Annotated in this window: 14 protein-coding genes; 6 read left to right on the top strand and 8 right to left on the bottom strand. The window is 55.9% G+C overall.

Going from position 1 to position 15,788, the window contains the following annotated elements; genetic code table 11:
* Positions 1–49 precede the first annotated feature (49 nt).
* Positions 50–724 carry a tetratricopeptide repeat protein gene (locus tag AAER43_RS01520; protein ID WP_045135398.1) on the top strand — a complete coding sequence of 225 codons (675 nt, stop codon included), beginning with the start codon at positions 50–52 and terminating at the stop codon, positions 722–724.
* Between the two features lie 80 nt (positions 725–804).
* Here the strand turns inward: AAER43_RS01520 and gltP are convergent, their stop codons facing one another.
* Positions 805–2,118: a glutamate/aspartate:proton symporter GltP gene (gene gltP / locus AAER43_RS01515; RefSeq protein WP_014882165.1), complete on the bottom strand. Its 1,314-nt coding sequence runs from the start codon at positions 2,116–2,118 to the stop codon at positions 805–807.
* A gap of 423 nt (positions 2,119–2,541) precedes the next feature.
* Between gltP and acs the strand changes: the two genes are divergently transcribed.
* The 3 genes from acs to actP all read left to right on the top strand — a co-directional run bounded on the left by acs (position 2,542) and on the right by actP (position 6,598).
* A complete protein-coding gene (acs, locus tag AAER43_RS01510) occupies positions 2,542–4,500 on the top strand; it encodes an acetate--CoA ligase (RefSeq protein WP_023331810.1) in 1,959 nt (652 codons plus the stop codon).
* A gap of 137 nt (positions 4,501–4,637) precedes the next feature.
* Positions 4,638–4,952 carry a DUF485 domain-containing protein gene (locus AAER43_RS01505; protein WP_014882163.1) on the top strand — a complete coding sequence of 105 codons (315 nt, stop codon included), beginning with the start codon at positions 4,638–4,640 and terminating at the stop codon, positions 4,950–4,952.
* Positions 4,949–6,598: a cation/acetate symporter ActP gene (gene actP, locus AAER43_RS01500; protein ID WP_032637735.1), complete on the top strand. Its 1,650-nt coding sequence runs from the start codon at positions 4,949–4,951 to the stop codon at positions 6,596–6,598. Before AAER43_RS01505 ends, actP begins: the two co-directional genes overlap by 4 nt.
* 32 nt (positions 6,599–6,630) lie before the next feature.
* On the opposite strand, the gene AAER43_RS01495 is transcribed toward actP, so the two are convergent.
* Together AAER43_RS01495 and AAER43_RS01490 are read right to left on the bottom strand one after the other, a co-directional pair.
* Positions 6,631–7,320: an LrgB family protein gene (locus AAER43_RS01495; RefSeq protein WP_014882161.1), complete on the bottom strand. Its 690-nt coding sequence runs from the start codon at positions 7,318–7,320 to the stop codon at positions 6,631–6,633.
* Positions 7,313–7,723, bottom strand: coding sequence for a CidA/LrgA family protein (locus tag AAER43_RS01490; protein WP_014882160.1), 411 nt, complete (start codon positions 7,721–7,723; stop codon positions 7,313–7,315). The genes AAER43_RS01495 and AAER43_RS01490 overlap by 8 nt, the downstream gene beginning before the upstream one ends.
* A gap of 102 nt (positions 7,724–7,825) precedes the next feature.
* On the opposite strand from AAER43_RS01490, the gene AAER43_RS01485 reads away from it, so the two are divergent.
* Positions 7,826–8,713 carry a LysR family transcriptional regulator gene (locus tag AAER43_RS01485; protein ID WP_014882159.1) on the top strand — a complete coding sequence of 296 codons (888 nt, stop codon included), beginning with the start codon at positions 7,826–7,828 and terminating at the stop codon, positions 8,711–8,713.
* A gap of 80 nt (positions 8,714–8,793) precedes the next feature.
* Here the strand turns inward: AAER43_RS01485 and AAER43_RS01480 are convergent, their stop codons facing one another.
* From AAER43_RS01480 to soxR, 4 genes are all read right to left on the bottom strand, one after another.
* On the bottom strand, positions 8,794–10,440 hold the full coding sequence (locus AAER43_RS01480; RefSeq protein ID WP_014882158.1) for a Na+/H+ antiporter: 1,647 nt from the start codon (positions 10,438–10,440) through the stop codon (positions 8,794–8,796).
* Positions 10,441–10,590: 150 nt separating this feature from the next.
* Positions 10,591–11,940: a guanine/hypoxanthine transporter GhxP gene (gene ghxP / locus AAER43_RS01475; RefSeq protein WP_014882157.1), complete on the bottom strand. Its 1,350-nt coding sequence runs from the start codon at positions 11,938–11,940 to the stop codon at positions 10,591–10,593.
* A 294-nt stretch (positions 11,941–12,234) separates the two neighbouring features.
* Positions 12,235–12,906 (bottom strand): glutathione S-transferase, encoded by a 672-nt coding sequence (locus AAER43_RS01470; protein WP_023331807.1) that lies wholly within the window; start codon positions 12,904–12,906, stop codon positions 12,235–12,237.
* A 381-nt stretch (positions 12,907–13,287) separates the two neighbouring features.
* Positions 13,288–13,746 (bottom strand): redox-sensitive transcriptional activator SoxR, encoded by a 459-nt coding sequence (gene soxR / locus AAER43_RS01465; RefSeq protein WP_014882155.1) that lies wholly within the window; start codon positions 13,744–13,746, stop codon positions 13,288–13,290.
* A gap of 98 nt (positions 13,747–13,844) precedes the next feature.
* On the opposite strand from soxR, the gene soxS reads away from it, so the two are divergent.
* Positions 13,845–14,171, top strand: coding sequence for a superoxide response transcriptional regulator SoxS (soxS, locus tag AAER43_RS01460; RefSeq protein ID WP_008503387.1), 327 nt, complete (start codon positions 13,845–13,847; stop codon positions 14,169–14,171).
* Positions 14,172–14,177: 6 nt separating this feature from the next.
* Here soxS and AAER43_RS01455 read toward each other — a convergent pair whose 3' ends face one another.
* The gene (locus AAER43_RS01455; protein ID WP_023336605.1) at positions 14,178–15,743 is read right to left on the bottom strand and encodes an EAL domain-containing protein; all 1,566 of its coding nucleotides are present in this window, start codon (positions 15,741–15,743) and stop codon (positions 14,178–14,180) included.
* Between the last annotated feature and the right edge of the window lie 45 nt (positions 15,744–15,788).

Here is a 15,788-nt window from a genome sequence, read left to right as displayed (position 1 = left end):
CCGCCACCGCGATTATACTGCGCGGCGTGTACCCAGAAGATAAGAATCCATGAAAGCCATTTTTCTGTTGTTATTCTTTATAACCTCGTTCGCCTGCGCGGATGAGATAGGCAGCCAGTATCTGAAGCAGGCGGAAGCGGGCGATGCCCGCGCCCAGTATTATCTTGCTGATACCTACTTCAGCTCGGGGGACCGCACACAGGCCGCGCGGTGGGCCGAAAAAGCCGCAAAAGGTGGCGATGTCGATGCCATGGCGCTGTTGTCGCAAATTCACTTTACGCAGGGGGATTACGCGCAGGCCAAGGCTCTGGCGCAGCAGGCAAACATTGCAGGCAGCAAACGCGGCGCGATCATGCTGGCGCGCGTGCTGGTCAACACTCAGGCCGGTCAAACCGACTATCCCCAGGCCATTAAGCTCCTGCAAACGGCGACTGAAGATATCGACAACGATTCGGCGGTAGACGCGCAGCTGCTGCTGGGGCTGATCTATGCCAACGGCGTTGAGGTGGCTCAGGATGACGTGCGGGCCGCGTCGTGGTTCAAGCGAAGTTCTACCCTGTCGCGAACGGGCTATGCGGAGTACTGGGCGGGGATGCTGTTCAGACAGGGCGAGAAAGGGTTTATCACGCCGAACAAGCAGAAAGCGCTTTTCTGGTTGAACCTGAGCTGTACGGAAGGGTTTGATACGGGATGTGAAGAGTTTGATGCGTTGAGCGGGGAGTAAAGCGCCGGGTGGCGGCTTCGCCTTACCGGGCCTACAAAACCCGTAGGCCCGGTAAGCGCAGCGCCACCGGGCATAAGATGTTACCGATCGGCCGTCTTATCAAAACGCCCCAGCACCTCGCGTTCATACGCCAGCGCTTTTTTACGGTCGAATTTGTGTTCCCACTTGGCGATAACCAGCACCGCCAGGGCATTCCCCACCACGTTCAGCGCCGTACGCGCCATGTCGAGGATACGGTCGACACCGGCGATAAACGCCAGACCTTCCAGCGGAATACCCACGCTGCCCAGCGTCGCCAGCAGCACCACGAACGAAACGCCCGGTACGCCTGCAATACCTTTAGACGTCACCATCAGGGTCAGCACCAGCACGATCTCCTGCCACAGCGACAGGTCAATGCCATACAGCTGCGCAATAAAGATAGCGGCGATACTCTGGTACAGCGTTGAACCGTCCAGGTTGAAAGAGTAGCCGGTCGGCACCACGAAGCTGGTGATAGAGGCAGGCGCACCGTAAGCCTCCATCTTCTCAATAATGCGCGGCAGCACGCTCTCAGAGCTTGCCGTGGAGTACGCCAGAATCAACTCATCTTTCAGGATACGGATCAGGATCCAGATGCTCAGCCCGCACAGGCGCGCCACAATGCCCAGCACCACCAGCGCAAAGAACAGGATGGCGAAGTGCACCAGGATCACCAGCTTCGCCAGCGGCCACAGGGAGGCAAAGCCGAAGTTTGCCACGGTCACCGCAATTAATGCGAACACCCCAACCGGCGCGTAGCGCATCACCATGTGGGTCACTTTGAACATGGTTTCGGAGATAGAGCGGAAGACGGTGACCAGCGGTTCACGGTGCGTGGCAGGCAGCGAGGAGAGCCCCAGGCCAAACAGCACCGAGAAGAAGATGATCGGCAACATCTCGCCTTTCGCCATCGATGCCACGATATTGGTCGGCACCAGTGAAAGGATCGTGCCCATCAGGCCGTGCGCATGGCTCTGCACTTCCGCCGTTGTGCTTTGGTATTTCGAAATATCCACCGTGGCCAGCTGCGACATATCGATCCCGGAACCTGGCTGGAACACGTTTGCCAGGGTAATCCCCAGAATAATCGCAACCGTAGTGATCACTTCGAAATAGAGAATGGTTTTCGCACCGATACGGCCTAACTGTTTCGCGTCACCGACCCCGGCAATGCCGACCACCAGCGTCGAGATCACAATCGGCACCACGATCATCTTGATCAAATGAATAAAGATATCGCCCGCCGGGGAGAGCAGGTTGGCAATCAGCCATTCGCGGCTGTCGCTATGATAGTGGAGATAACTGCCCAGCAAAATGCCCAGCACAAGGGCTAGCAAGATCTGCCAGGCCAGGCTGACTTTAACGTTTTTCATAGAAACTGACTTCCTCAATGAAATCTCCGCACCAGCAAAACTGCATGAATATGGAGACATACTGAAAGGGTATGAATTGTGTTGCGTTGGTTTATGGGATTTTTTAACGCGGCGTATGAGTATCATTTGCGCGACCTGTTGCGCAAGCCTTAAAGAACGACGCATTTCACTGGAAAATGACGGTATAACGCGAGTTTGTCATTATCCTGATAAATAACCATTTGTTATAAAAACGCTTTTTTAAATCTAAATGCGAATAATCGTCAGGCTGAATTATTTCCCTTCAAAGTTTCATTCGCTCGTTTTTCAACCTCTTCAAACAATGCGTGATCTGTAGCCCAAATAATAAACAAAGCTTGTAAAGCCCCTACTATTAACGTTTTTGCGACATATTATTAACATCTTACAAGGAGAAAAAAAGCCATGAGCCAAATACATAAACACGACATTCCCGCAAACATTGCGGACCGTTGCCTGATCACCCCGGAGCAGTACCACGAGAAATATCAGCAATCAGTTTCCCACCCTGACGCCTTCTGGGGCGAGCAGGGACACATCCTTGACTGGATCAAACCTTATCAGAAGGTGAAAAACACCTCCTTTGCGCCCGGCAACGTCTCCATTAAATGGTATGAAGATGGCACGCTGAACCTGGCGGCGAACTGCCTGGATCGCCATCTTGCCGAACGCGGGAATGAAACCGCCATCATCTGGGAAGGCGACGATGCCTCACAGAGCAAACACATTACCTATAAAGAACTGCATCGCGACGTCTGCCGTTTCGCCAACGTCCTGCTGGAAAAAGGCATTAAAAAGGGCGATGTGGTGGCTATCTATATGCCAATGGTGCCGGAAGCCGCGGTTGCTATGCTGGCCTGCGCGCGTATCGGCGCAATTCACTCGGTTATCTTCGGCGGGTTCTCACCGGAAGCCGTTGCCGGCCGTATTGTCGATTCCAGTTCAAAACTGGTGATCACCGCCGATGAAGGCGTGCGCGCCGGACGCGGTATCCCGCTGAAGAAAAACGTCGATGAAGCGCTGAAAAACCCGAATGTCAAAACGGTCAGTAACGTTATCGTGCTGAAGCGTACCGGCGGCAAGATCGACTGGAACGAGGGACGTGACCTGTGGTGGAGTGACCTGATCGAGAAAGCGAGTGACCAGCATCAGCCGGAAGAGATGAATGCTGAAGACCCGCTGTTCATTCTTTACACCTCCGGTTCAACCGGTAAACCGAAAGGCGTGCTGCACACCACCGGCGGTTATCTGGTTTATGCGGCCACGACCTTTAAATATGTTTTCGACTACCACCCGGGCGACATCTACTGGTGTACCGCCGACGTGGGCTGGGTGACCGGGCATAGCTACCTGCTCTACGGCCCGCTGGCCTGCGGTGCCACCACGCTGATGTTTGAGGGCGTGCCAAACTGGCCGACCCCGGCGCGTATGTGTCAGGTAGTCGACAAGCACCAGGTCAACATTCTCTACACCGCGCCAACGGCGATCCGCGCGTTAATGGCGGAAGGCGATAAGGCCATCGAAGGCACTGACCGCTCTTCGTTGCGCATCCTCGGTTCCGTGGGTGAACCCATTAACCCCGAAGCCTGGGAGTGGTACTGGAAGAAAATCGGCAATGAAAAATGCCCGGTGATGGACACCTGGTGGCAGACCGAAACCGGCGGCTTCATGATCACCCCTATGCCTGGCGCCACACAGCTGAAGGCCGGTTCTGCCACGCGCCCATTCTTCGGCGTACAGCCTGCGCTGGTGGATAACGAGGGCAACCCGCTGGACGGGGCCACCGAAGGCAACCTGGTGATCGTCGACTCGTGGCCAGGCCAGGCGCGTACCCTGTTCGGCGACCACGAACGCTTTGAGCAGACCTATTTCTCGACCTTTAAAAACATGTACTTCAGCGGCGACGGCGCGCGCCGTGATGAAGACGGTTATTACTGGATCACCGGTCGCGTGGATGACGTGCTCAACGTTTCTGGCCACCGTCTGGGGACGGCTGAAATTGAATCGGCGCTGGTGTCGCATCCGAAAATTGCTGAAGCCGCCGTTGTCGGGATCCCGCACAACATCAAAGGCCAGGCGATTTACGCTTACGTCACGCTGAACCACGGCGAGGAGCCGTCACCCGAGCTGTACGCCGAGGTGCGCAACTGGGTACGTAAGGAGATCGGCCCGCTTGCTACGCCGGACGTGCTGCACTGGACCGACTCGCTGCCGAAAACCCGCTCCGGCAAGATTATGCGCCGTATCCTGCGCAAAATCGCGGCGGGGGATACCAGCAACCTCGGTGATACCTCAACGCTCGCGGATCCTGGCGTGGTGGAAAAACTGCTCGAAGAGAAGCAGTCCATCGCAATGCCTTCCTAGTTTTTTCTCCCTCTCCCCGTGGGAGAGGGCCGGGGTGAGGGCATCAGACCGCACCTTCCTCTCCCCTCACCCTAACCCTCTCCCCAAAGGGGAGAGGGGACTAAAAACAAACCAACCTTACCTTTGGAGACTCTGTGATGAATGACCATATTTGTCAGCAGATAGAGAATAGTGCGCACTACAGGGAGCTCGTCGAAAAACGGCAACGGTTTGCCTTCATCCTTTCTATCATCATGCTGATTATCTACGTCGGCTTTATTATGCTGATCGCCTTTGCTCCGCACTGGCTGGGCACCCCGCTGCACGCGGGCACCAGCGTCACGCGCGGCATTCCTATTGGCATTGGCGTGATTGTGATCTCCTTCTTGCTGACCGGCGTGTACGTCTGGCGCGCGAACGGTGAATTCGATCGTCTCAACAGAGCGGTACTGCAAGAGGTAAAAGCATCATGAAGCGGATCCTGACGGCGCTTGCCGCCACACTTCCTTTTGCCGCCCACGCGGCGGATGCCATCACCGGCGACGTTCAGCGTCAGCCGACTAACTGGCAGGCGATTGTGATGTTCCTGATTTTCGTCCTGCTGACGCTGTACATCACTTACTGGGCGTCGAAGCGCGTGCGCTCCCGTAATGATTATTACACCGCGGGCGGCAACATTACCGGTTTCCAGAACGGGCTGGCGATAGCGGGCGACTTTATGTCTGCCGCCTCGTTCCTCGGGATCTCCGCGCTGGTTTATACCTCCGGCTACGACGGCCTGATCTACTCCCTGGGCTTCCTCGTCGGCTGGCCGATCATCCTGTTCCTCATTGCCGAGCGCTTGCGCAACCTCGGGCGCTATACCTTCGCTGACGTGGCCTCCTATCGCCTGAAACAGGGGCCCATTCGTACCCTCTCCGCCTGCGGTTCGCTGGTGGTGGTTGCGCTATACCTGATTGCGCAGATGGTCGGGGCAGGTAAATTGATCGAACTGCTGTTCGGTCTGAACTACCACATCGCCGTGGTACTGGTTGGCGTCCTGATGGTGATGTACGTCCTGTTCGGCGGCATGCTGGCGACCACCTGGGTACAGATTATCAAAGCGGTCCTGCTGCTGTTCGGCGCCAGCTTTATGGCCTTTATGGTGATGAAGCACGTCGGGTTCAGCTTCAATAACCTGTTTACCGAAGCGATGGCGGTTCATCCAAAAGGAGAGGCAATCATGAGCCCCGGCGGGCTGGTGAAAGATCCGATATCCGCACTCTCCCTCGGTCTCGGCCTGATGTTCGGTACCGCGGGCCTGCCACACATTCTGATGCGTTTCTTCACCGTGAGCGATGCGCGTGAAGCGCGTAAGAGCGTCTTCTACGCCACCGGCTTTATGGGTTATTTCTACATCCTGACCTTTATTATCGGCTTTGGCGCGATCATGCTGGTAGGGGCAAACCCGGCGTTTAAAGACGCGGCGGGTGCGCTGATTGGCGGCAACAACATGGCGGCGGTGCATCTGGCCGATGCGGTGGGCGGTAACCTGTTCCTCGGCTTTATCTCCGCCGTGGCCTTCGCCACCATCCTTGCCGTGGTAGCGGGACTGACGCTGGCCGGTGCCTCTGCGGTCTCGCACGACCTCTACGCCAACGTGTTCCGTAAAGGGGCAAGCGAACGTGACGAGCTGAAAGTCTCTAAGATCACCGTGCTGGTGCTGGGTGTGGTCGCCATTTTGCTCGGTATTCTGTTTGAGAAGCAGAACATCGCCTTTATGGTGGGGCTGGCCTTCTCGATTGCGGCGAGCTGTAACTTCCCGATCATCCTGCTCTCCATGTACTGGTCAAAACTGACCACCCGTGGGGCGATGATTGGCGGCTGGCTGGGGCTGCTGACGGCGGTGATCCTGATGATTCTGGGCCCGACCATCTGGGTACAGATCCTCGGTCACGAAAGCGCCATTTTCCCGTATGAGTATCCGGCGCTGTTCTCGATTGCCGTGGCGTTTATTGGTATCTGGATCTTCTCGGCCACCGACAACTCGCCGGAAGGTAACCTGGAGCGTGAGAAATTCCGCGCCCAGTTTATTCGCTCCCAAACCGGCCTGGGCGTTGAACAGGGCCGCGCACACTAAGCCTTTCTCCCCGGTCTCTCAGGCCGGGGAGTTTAAAACATCACCCATGCCACCAGCGGTGCGATAAGCACCATCGTCACGCCAGAGAGCATCATCACCAGACTTGCCACCACGCCTTCCTGCTGACCCAGCTCATACGATCGCGCCGTACCTGCGCCATGAGACGCAGCGCCAAACCCTGCCCCTTTCGCCATCCCCTCCCGAATAGAAAGCCGCAAAAAGAGCATATCGCCCACCGCCATGCCAAAGACGCCCGTCACGACCACAAACAGCGCCACCAGATCCGGCTGCCCGCCAAGCGGTTTAGCCGCTGCCAGCGCAAACGGCGTCGTCACCGAACGCACGGCCAGGCTGCGCTGAATTTCATCGGGCAGCGTAAACAGCCGCGCCAGCCAGACCGAGCTACACACCGCCACCACCGTGGCAGTCAGAACGCCTGCGCTAAGCGACATCCAGTGGCGTTTAATAATATTCAGGTTGTCGTACACGGGAACGGCAAAGGCGATGGTGGCCGGGCCGAGCAGCCACAGCAGCCAGTGGGATTCCCCAATGTAGTTCTGCCAGGAAATATGGCCGAAGACCAGCATGAGCACCAGCAGGATGGGGGTGAACACCAGCGGCATGAGCGGCAGCGCGCGAAAGCGGCGGTACAAACGCTTGTTGGCAAAGTAGATTACGATGGTCGCAATCAGACACAGCACGCTTATCTGAACGTTAGTCATGCTTCTGCCTGCTGATTTCAAAGCGATAGACTTTATCCACCACCCAGGCAGTGGCGCCCAATACCATCAGCGTACTCAGGGCGATAACCGCGAAGATGCGCCAGCCGTCGACCATCAGCAGCTGGGCATAGTTCACCACCGCGACCACCGCAGGCACGAAGAACAGCAGCATCTCCGCCAGCAGCCAGCGCGCGCCGGCTCGCACCCAGCTAAGGGGCAACGCGCGACAGAGGATCAGCGTTAGCATTAGCACCATCCCGACCAGGTTGGCGGGTAAAGGCAGGTGCAGCCAGTCGACAAGATATTCCGCGAAAACAAACAGTCCGGCATAGAGCAGTACCTGAACCGGTACCTGGAGTCGTTGCACAACGGCAGGCGTAACACGACTTAACGCCACGGCCATGGGGGTTTTCCTCAAAATTGAGACGAGGCGCCAGTATAGTGAGCGCACGTCAGGGACAGAAATGAATTAAAATCATCGAAGGTATAGTTTCGAGGAATAATCATGGACATAAGAACGCTGCGCTATTTTGTCGAGGTGGTTCGCCAGCAAAGTTTTACCCGCGCAGCGGAGAAGTTGTTCGTTACCCAGCCGACCATCAGCAAGATGCTGAAAAACCTTGAGGACGAGCTGAACTGTACCCTGCTGCTTCGTGACGGACGCAAGCTGCTGCTGACGGATACCGGGCGCGTGGTCTTCGAGCGCGGGCTGGCGATTCTGGCTGAGTTCCGCCAGCTTGAGGCTGAGCTTGCGGATATCAACCACCTTACCAAAGGGCTATTACGTCTTGGCATTCCGCCGATGGTCGGCATGATGATGGCCGGGCCGATTAGCCTGTTTCGTCAGCGCTACCCCGGCGTTGAGCTAAAAATTTCTGAATTTGGCGGCCTGACCGTCCAGCAGGCCGTGATGAACGGCGAGCTGGATGTGGCGATGACGGCCCTCCCCGTAGAGGAAGAGAGCGGTCTGGCGACGCTGCCACTGTTCAGCCATCCGCTGTGCGTGCTCGTACCGCGCTCCGGTGACTGGCTGAAAATTGACTCGGTGAAACCCGAACTGCTCGGCGAACATCCGTTGCTGATCTACAACGAAGACTTCGCCTTAAGCCGCCAGCTGATGACGCTGTTTAACCAACATAATGTGAAGCCACGCATTGCGGTGCGCAGCGGTCAGTGGGATTTTCTGGCCGCGATGGTTCAGGCTGGCGTGGGGATTGCCATTCTGCCGCAGCCAATTTGCGAGCGGCTGGATAAAAACACCCTGCGCTGGATCCCGCTGGAGAGCGAGCTGCACTGGCAGTTAGGGATGATCTGGCGTGAAGGGGTGTATCTGTCGCATAGCGCGCAGGCGTGGCTGGAGTGCTGTAAGGGGTTTTGGGTGCAGTCTGAATAGTGCCGGGTGGCGGCTTCGCCTTACCCGGCCTACGATTCGAATGTAGGCCGGTAAGCGCAGCGCCACCGGGCAAAAGCGCGCTACTGATTCTCTATCAACAACGCTTCCAGCAAATCCAGATCGTGCAGCAGCTTTTGCAGCGTCTCGTTGCTGATCTGCCGCGTGGCACGCAGATGGTACAGCTCGGCACGCTCTGAACGCAGCGCCGCCAGGCGGAACCGGCGTTCCAGGTTTTCCTCCTGCAGCGAGCTTTCCACGTCATTACGTCCGTCAGCCCGACGGCGCAGGTTACCAATCACGCGGGAACTCACTTCCGTCAGCAGCTGATTATCGATGTTCTCGTCTGTATCCGCCGCCAGACGCTCTTCCATTTTCTGAATAGCGACTATCGCCACTTCGGCGGTAGCCGCACGCGCAATACGCTCCTCTTTATGCTGTTGGGTCGAATCACCGGCGTCAATGTGCTGCAGTAAAATCGGCAGCATCACCACGCCCACGAACAGCGAGAAGAGGATCACGCCTGCCGCCAGGAACACCAGCTCGTAGCGAGCCGGGAAGACATCGCCCGTCGGCAGCAGCAGCGGAATAGAGAGCACACCGGCAAGGGTGATCGCCCCACGCACGCCAGCGAAAGAGGCAATCAGCAGCTCGCGTGTGGTCCAGGAGCCAAACTCCATCGGCTTTTTCGTCAGGAAGCGCACGCTGAATTTCTTCATCGTCCAGAGCCAGCCAAAACGCACCAGCATCAGTGCCATGTAGATCAGCACGATGTCGGTAAACAGCATCCAGACTTCAACGTTCGGATCGGCCTCTGCCGCAATCAGCGAGGACTCCATAATGCCCGGCAGTTGCAGGCCCAACAGCAGGAATACCATGCCGTTAAACACGAATTCCAGCATCGCCCAGGTGCTGTTGGCACGCAGACGCATTGCCAGCGGCGCGCGGCGCATCACGCCGGAGCGGGTAATGGTCATCCCTGCCGCTACCGCCGCCAGAATGCCCGATACGCCAATATGTTCGGCAATCAGGTAGGAGGCAAACGGCAGCAAGAACAGCAGTACGATTTGCGTGGCGGGTTCATCACCGCCCCAGCGGCTGAGGAAGCGCAGGGAGCGACCATACAGCCAGCTCACCACAAAGCCCGCGAGGATACCGCCAATCGCCACTTTGAAGAATTCCAGCGTCGCGCCGCCAATGGTAAAGACCATCGTCCCCATGGCAACCGCCACGGCAAACTTCAGGGCGACCAGACCAGAGGCGTCATTCATCAGCGCCTCGCCCTGCAAAATCCCCATGATTTTCTTCGGAATACGACCTTCACCCACAATGCCGGAAAGCGCCACGGCATCGGTTGGCGAGAGCACGGCGGCCAGCGCAAAGGCGGGGATTAACGGGATACCCGGTACGGCCCAGTAAATCAGGAAGCCAATCCCGACGACGGTGACGACGACCAGCGCCAGCGCCAGGCCGAAGATCTCTCGCCCGTGCTCAAGGAATTCGCGCGTGGGCGTTTTCCAGCCATCAGCAAACAGCAGTGGCGGAATAAACAGCACGAGGAACAGTTCGGGGTCAAATTCCACGTGCAGGCCAAACGTCGGCCACGCCAGCAGCGCGCCGATGGCAATTTGCATTAATGGCAGGGGGACCTGAAAGGGCAGTACGCGTGTGACCACCCCGGATAAAGAGACCACAAGGGTCATGATGAGTATTGTGAAGAAGATTTCCATGCGTTCCCTGTTTGCTGTGTTACTTATGTACTACGGAAGGCGTCGTGCCTTTTATTCTATCTTCTTCAGAGTAACGCAAAAGGCAACGGGATGAGCTCTGAAAATAAAAACGGGCGGCCTGAGCCACCCGTTTTCGCATCAATGGACAACTTAGATGGCCCAGCCGCCCGCGTAGAATGCCACCAGCGCAACGGCGATCACCACGGTGCCGATGTTCAGCTTGCGCCATTCACCAGAGACCAGACGACCAATGACCAGCGACGCGAAACCGATCATGATGCCGGTCACGATGTTACAGGTCAGCACGATAAACACGGCGGTAATCAGGCCAGACATGGCATCCACGAAATCCGCAAAGTCGATCTTCGCCACGTTGCTCAGCATCAGCAGGCCGACATACATCAGCGCTGGCGCGGTCGCGTAAGCCGGTACCAGATAAGAGAGCGGAGAGAGGAACAGGATCAGCAGGAACAGCACGCCGACGGTGATGGCCGTCAAGCCGGTTTTACCGCCTGCTGCCGTGCCCGCTGCGGACTCGATATACACTGCCGCAGGCGCTGCGCCCACCAGTCCTGAGAAGACGCTGCTCAGGGAGTCAGTCGTCAGGGCTTTGCCGCCATCAATAATCTGACCGTCTTTATCCAGCAGGTTAGCCTGACCGGCCACCGCGCGAATCGTACCGGTTGCGTCAAACACGGCGGTCATCACCAGTGCCAGCACGCTTGGCAGGATTACCGGGTTAAGCGCACCAACGATATCCAGGCTGCCAATCAGAGAATTGCCCTTGTCATCGCTCAGCGACGGCATAGCGAAAATACCGGAGAAGTGAACGTTCGGATCGAAAATCAGGCCGACAATGGATACACCGATAATGGTCAGCAGAATGCCGCCCGGCACTTTCAGTTTTTCCAGACCGATAATCACCGCCAGACCGATCAGCGACATGATCACCGGGAAGCTCGCGAAATGCCCCAGCGCCACCGGCAGGCCGTCCAGCGGGTTCTTGATCACCAGGCCCACGCCGTTAGCGGCAATCAGCAGCAGGAACAGACCGATGCCGATACCGGTGCCGTGCGCCACGCCCTGCGGCAGGTTGCGCAAAATCCAGCTACGAATGCCGGTAGCAGAGATAACGGTGAACAGCACACCCATCAGGAACACGGCGCCGAGTGCGACCGGTACGCTGATCTGCTGACCCAGCACCAGGCTGAACGCGGTGAACGCGGTCAAAGAGATGGCGCAACCAATCGCCAGCGGCAGGTTCGCCCACAGCCCCATCACAATGGAGCCCACACCGGCCACCAGGCAGGTCGCGACAAAAACAGCTGCTGGCGGGAAGCCCGCTTTACCCAGCATGCCCGGCACAACGATGACGGAGTAAACCATCGCCAGAAACGTTGTCAGACCGGCAACAACTTCCTGACGCACGGTGCTGCCGCGAGCCGAAATTTTAAACATGGCGTCAAGTGAACCGCCGGTACGCGCAGATGGCGTAGACATAGAAAACATCCCCTGAGAGTTTTTATAGAACGTTCATAAGCGTGGTGGAGACGCCACTGCCAGCTAAACGTCAAATCCTTGTCTTGCGTTTGCGACGAAAGGGCGTCACAAAAAAAGCAAACGTTTAGCTCCGCGCTTAAAAACGGGTGGTCAAATTAAGGCAAACGATTATCCAGCCTAAACACCGCCCTTTTCAACTGAACTTTATCGTTTTTCGCTAAAATTCGCTTATGACGCTGAAGAAATAAACAGAGGATGCGCAAACGTTATCGTCTATGCGCAATTTGTTTACATTTAATCCTCACCCGGGATGGATAATGGCCCACCCTGTTCCAGGGTTCGCTTCCAGCCGGGACTGTTGTCGACCTTTTGCTTCCAGGCCTCAATATGCGGCAGATTGTCTATGCCCCCACGCGCCAGCAGGGCAAAGATCGGGAAACTCATCTGAATGTCGGCCATGCTGAGCGCGTCCCCGGCAAACCAGCTGTTTTGAGCGAGATGCGAGTCAATAAAGCGCGCATGCGTTTCCAGCTGGGGATTGAGATACGCTTTCTGCACCCCCTTACCCAGCGCCTTGCCCAGGAGTCGGATGCCTGGCGGCACGGGCGGCTTGCCGAGGCTGTTGAAAACCAGCTTCATTAACAGCAGTGGCATCAGCGATCCTTCCGCGTAATGCAGCCAGAAGCGGTATTGCACCTTATGCGCCGGATCTAACGGCTTAAGGCGCGATTCGGCATCATAGGTTTCCTGGAGGTATTCCAGAATGGCACCCGATTCCGCGAGGATAAGTCCGTTATCTTCGATGATGGGTGATTTGCCCAACGGATGCACCTTTTTGAGAGCCTCCGGCGCCAGCATGTTCTTTTCGCGCTGGTAGTGAACGATCTCATAAGGCAGGGCGAGTTCTTCCAGCGCCCAGATCACACGATGTGAGCGCGACTGGTTAAGGTGATGTACCGTGAGCATGGTCTTCTCCTGTGATTCATACTTTTTAACTATAGAAAATTGAACAACACCGCGAAAAAAATTCGGCTAAAAACCGGTCAGCGACGCTGGCGAAAAAACGGGGCTTGCATAGAATTAAAGTGTCAGCACAATCCGGAACCTCACCAACCAGCTCGACACGAGGGGTGCTGATGTCGGGGGAAACCCTCCCGTGAACCAGCGGGATAGAGAGAAAGACAAAGACCGGGAAAAACTAAAGCGCCCTTAGTGGCGCTTTAGTTCTTTATAGGGTGCGTGTTTATGCCGGATGGCGGCTGCGCCTTACCCGGCCTACGTTCGAGAATGTGGTTTTTGTAGGTCGGGTAAGGCGCAGCCGCCACCCGACGCGCAGGCCGCAGAGACTTACTCCTCCTCCAGCAGCCGCGCCCCTGTCCCCTGCTCGCCCAGCCTGTCGCCGGGGTTCCGCAACGGGCAGTCGCTGCGGGACAGACAGCCGCAGCCGATACAACCGTCCAGTTCATCGCGCAGCGCAACCAGCGTATGAATACGTCTGTCCAGCTCTTCACGCCACTGGGAGGAGAGTTCTTTCCACTCTTTCGGGCTCAGCGTGTGGCCCTCTGGCAACACCCCAAACGCCTCACCTATCGTCGCCAGGGGAATACCGATTCGTTGCGCAATTTTGATAATCGCCACATAACGGAGAACGTCACGGGTATAGCGGCGCTGGTTTCCGCCGTTACGGATGCTTTTAATTAACCCTTTGCTTTCATAGAAGTGGAGCGCCGATACCGCAACACCGCTTCGCTTTGCCACTTCGCCGGGGGTTAAAAGCGCTTTAATACGCGGCAATCTCTTTTCCATAAAACCTCTTTACCTCAAGTTAACTTGAGGAATTATACTCCCCCGCAGAGAAAACGACGAATCAACCGAGAAAGTTGTATCTACAGAGGGGCAACCTTATGTCGCATCAGCAGATTATTCAGACACTTATTGAATGGATTGATGATCATATCGATCAACCGTTGAACATTGATGTGGTCGCTAAAAAGTCGGGCTATTCGAAATGGTATTTACAGAGAATGTTCCGCACGGTTATGCATCAAACCCTGGGTGAGTACATTCGTCAGCGCAGATTACTGCTGGCGGCGCAGGCGTTACGCTCAACGCAGCGACCGATTTTTGATATCGCGATGGATCTTGGCTATGTGTCGCAACAAACCTTTTCCCGCGTGTTTCGCCGCGAGTTTGACCGTACGCCGAGCGACTATCGCCACCAGTTGAATTAATCACCCTTAGTGCAAAGGTTGCTGCTGCCAGGTCATAAATTCCTGGGGCGGCATCGCTTTCGCGAAGTGCCATCCCTGACAGAACTGGACGCCACGCTTCAGCAACCAACTCACCTGCTCTGCCGTTTCGACCCCTTCCGCAATGGTTTTAAGCCGCAGGCTTTGCGCCATCTCGATAATATGCTCGGCGATCAGGTGGCTGGTGCTGTTGGTCGTTAAGGTATCGATAAATGATTTATCAATTTTCAGAATGTCGACGTTCAGCGAATAGAGATTGTGCAGGTTCGAGTAACCGGTCCCGAAATCATCGATCGCCACTTCATAACCCGCCTGCCGGAAAGCCTGAATCACCGGTGTGGTTTTTGGCACATCAATGAACCCACGTTCCGTCACTTCGATTTTGATTTGCTGAGCACGGACGGCATAGTGGCGCGCCTTGTCAGAAATCATGGCGATCAGCCGTGAGGAGTGGAAATCCGTGGCCGACAGGTTAATTGAAATATAGAGATGCGGATGCTCAGCCAGGAAATGACCCAGATCGCTGAATACCTCCTCAACGACATAATCCGTAATCCGCTCGCTCATTCCCTCTTTTTCAGCCAGCGGAATAAACTCAGCCGGACTCATCACCTGTCCGTTGAAACCCGGCCAGCGCAACAACGCCTCTGCCCCCACGCACTGGTTGTTCTTGATATCAATAATCGGCTGGTAGTGCAGGCAAAGCTGTCGTTTGTGCAACGCCCGATGCAGCAACCGCCCTGGCGAATTAAGCTCGCGGTGCGTCCGCGACCATACCAGCAAAATAATAATGCTGCAGATCATCCCCAGCGGCAGCGTCAACGTCGCCTGATGGTAGAGCGTTTCGTAAAAACGCTTATTTGACGTCGACACGATAGCGGCAATCGGCCGTTTTGGTGATTTCACGACGGTATAGAAACGGTTATCTTTTTGAAATACCGATTCCTTATCCTGAATCATCGAATTTAATAAAGAAGGATTTGCTTTCTGGCTAACGGAAAAGAATGCATTGGTTACCGTGTCGTACACTCCCCAGGAGAGAGAATGATCGGTAGACATCACTTCGCTGTAAGAAAGCGGATTGACCACCACGACATAATTTCCACGCTGCATATATGTCATTTTATAGCCAGTATAAAATGGCGTGTCGCGAAAATAATAGATAGCGATGTCAGGTTTACGGGTGTAATTGGCAATCGGGATCGCGTAAGGTTGGTCCGGTGTAAAAACGGTTGAACAAAGAAAATTCTGACCTTCTGCATAAATTAAATCAGCGACAAACAGGCGGCCACGCACAACGTTCAACATATATTGGCGATGTTCCGGTGTACAAAGTTTACCCTGATATTTTTCGGCCTCGTCCCGGGCCAGATCAACTTGTTGAATAACCAGTTCTGTTTTGTCTAAAGCCAGTTCAGCAAATGTACGGAGCTGAGCGCTTGTTTCCGACACGGCTCTTAGCTGGGCAAACCATAGGGCAAGCATCACCGGCAGCATAACTACCATGATGATCCCTACTACCCTGAGCATTTTGCGCCGCGCGCTACGATTCATTTCCCGCCCTATATCCCTGCATGTTGTACGCCTGTAGTAATGAAG

Source organism: Enterobacter sp. FUJ80071, from assembly GCF_038739915.1.
GTDB classification, from domain to species: Bacteria; Pseudomonadota; Gammaproteobacteria; order Enterobacterales; family Enterobacteriaceae; genus Enterobacter; species Enterobacter kobei.
This window is presented reverse-complemented; position numbering and strand designations above follow the sequence as displayed.

Excerpts from the sequence above, each read along its gene's own strand:
- AAER43_RS01490 (WP_014882160.1), bottom strand. The coding sequence starts at position 7,723 with ATGGCCGTGGCGTTAAGTCGTGTTACGCCTGCCGTTGTGCAACGACTC.
- acs (WP_023331810.1), top strand. The coding sequence starts at position 2,542 with ATGAGCCAAATACATAAACACGACATTCCCGCAAACATTGCGGACCGT.
- AAER43_RS01455 (WP_023336605.1), bottom strand. The coding sequence starts at position 15,743 with ATGAATCGTAGCGCGCGGCGCAAAATGCTCAGGGTAGTAGGGATCATC.
- AAER43_RS01470 (WP_023331807.1), bottom strand. The coding sequence starts at position 12,906 with ATGCTCACGGTACATCACCTTAACCAGTCGCGCTCACATCGTGTGATC.
- soxR (WP_014882155.1), bottom strand. The coding sequence starts at position 13,746 with ATGGAAAAGAGATTGCCGCGTATTAAAGCGCTTTTAACCCCCGGCGAA.
- AAER43_RS01520 (WP_045135398.1), top strand. The coding sequence starts at position 50 with ATGAAAGCCATTTTTCTGTTGTTATTCTTTATAACCTCGTTCGCCTGC.
- AAER43_RS01495 (WP_014882161.1), bottom strand. The coding sequence starts at position 7,320 with ATGACTAACGTTCAGATAAGCGTGCTGTGTCTGATTGCGACCATCGTA.
- actP (WP_032637735.1), top strand. The coding sequence starts at position 4,949 with ATGAAGCGGATCCTGACGGCGCTTGCCGCCACACTTCCTTTTGCCGCC.
- soxS (WP_008503387.1), top strand. The coding sequence starts at position 13,845 with ATGTCGCATCAGCAGATTATTCAGACACTTATTGAATGGATTGATGAT.
- AAER43_RS01485 (WP_014882159.1), top strand. The coding sequence starts at position 7,826 with ATGGACATAAGAACGCTGCGCTATTTTGTCGAGGTGGTTCGCCAGCAA.
- AAER43_RS01480 (WP_014882158.1), bottom strand. The coding sequence starts at position 10,440 with ATGGAAATCTTCTTCACAATACTCATCATGACCCTTGTGGTCTCTTTA.
- gltP (WP_014882165.1), bottom strand. The coding sequence starts at position 2,118 with ATGAAAAACGTTAAAGTCAGCCTGGCCTGGCAGATCTTGCTAGCCCTT.
- AAER43_RS01505 (WP_014882163.1), top strand. The coding sequence starts at position 4,638 with ATGAATGACCATATTTGTCAGCAGATAGAGAATAGTGCGCACTACAGG.
- ghxP (WP_014882157.1), bottom strand. The coding sequence starts at position 11,940 with ATGTCTACGCCATCTGCGCGTACCGGCGGTTCACTTGACGCCATGTTT.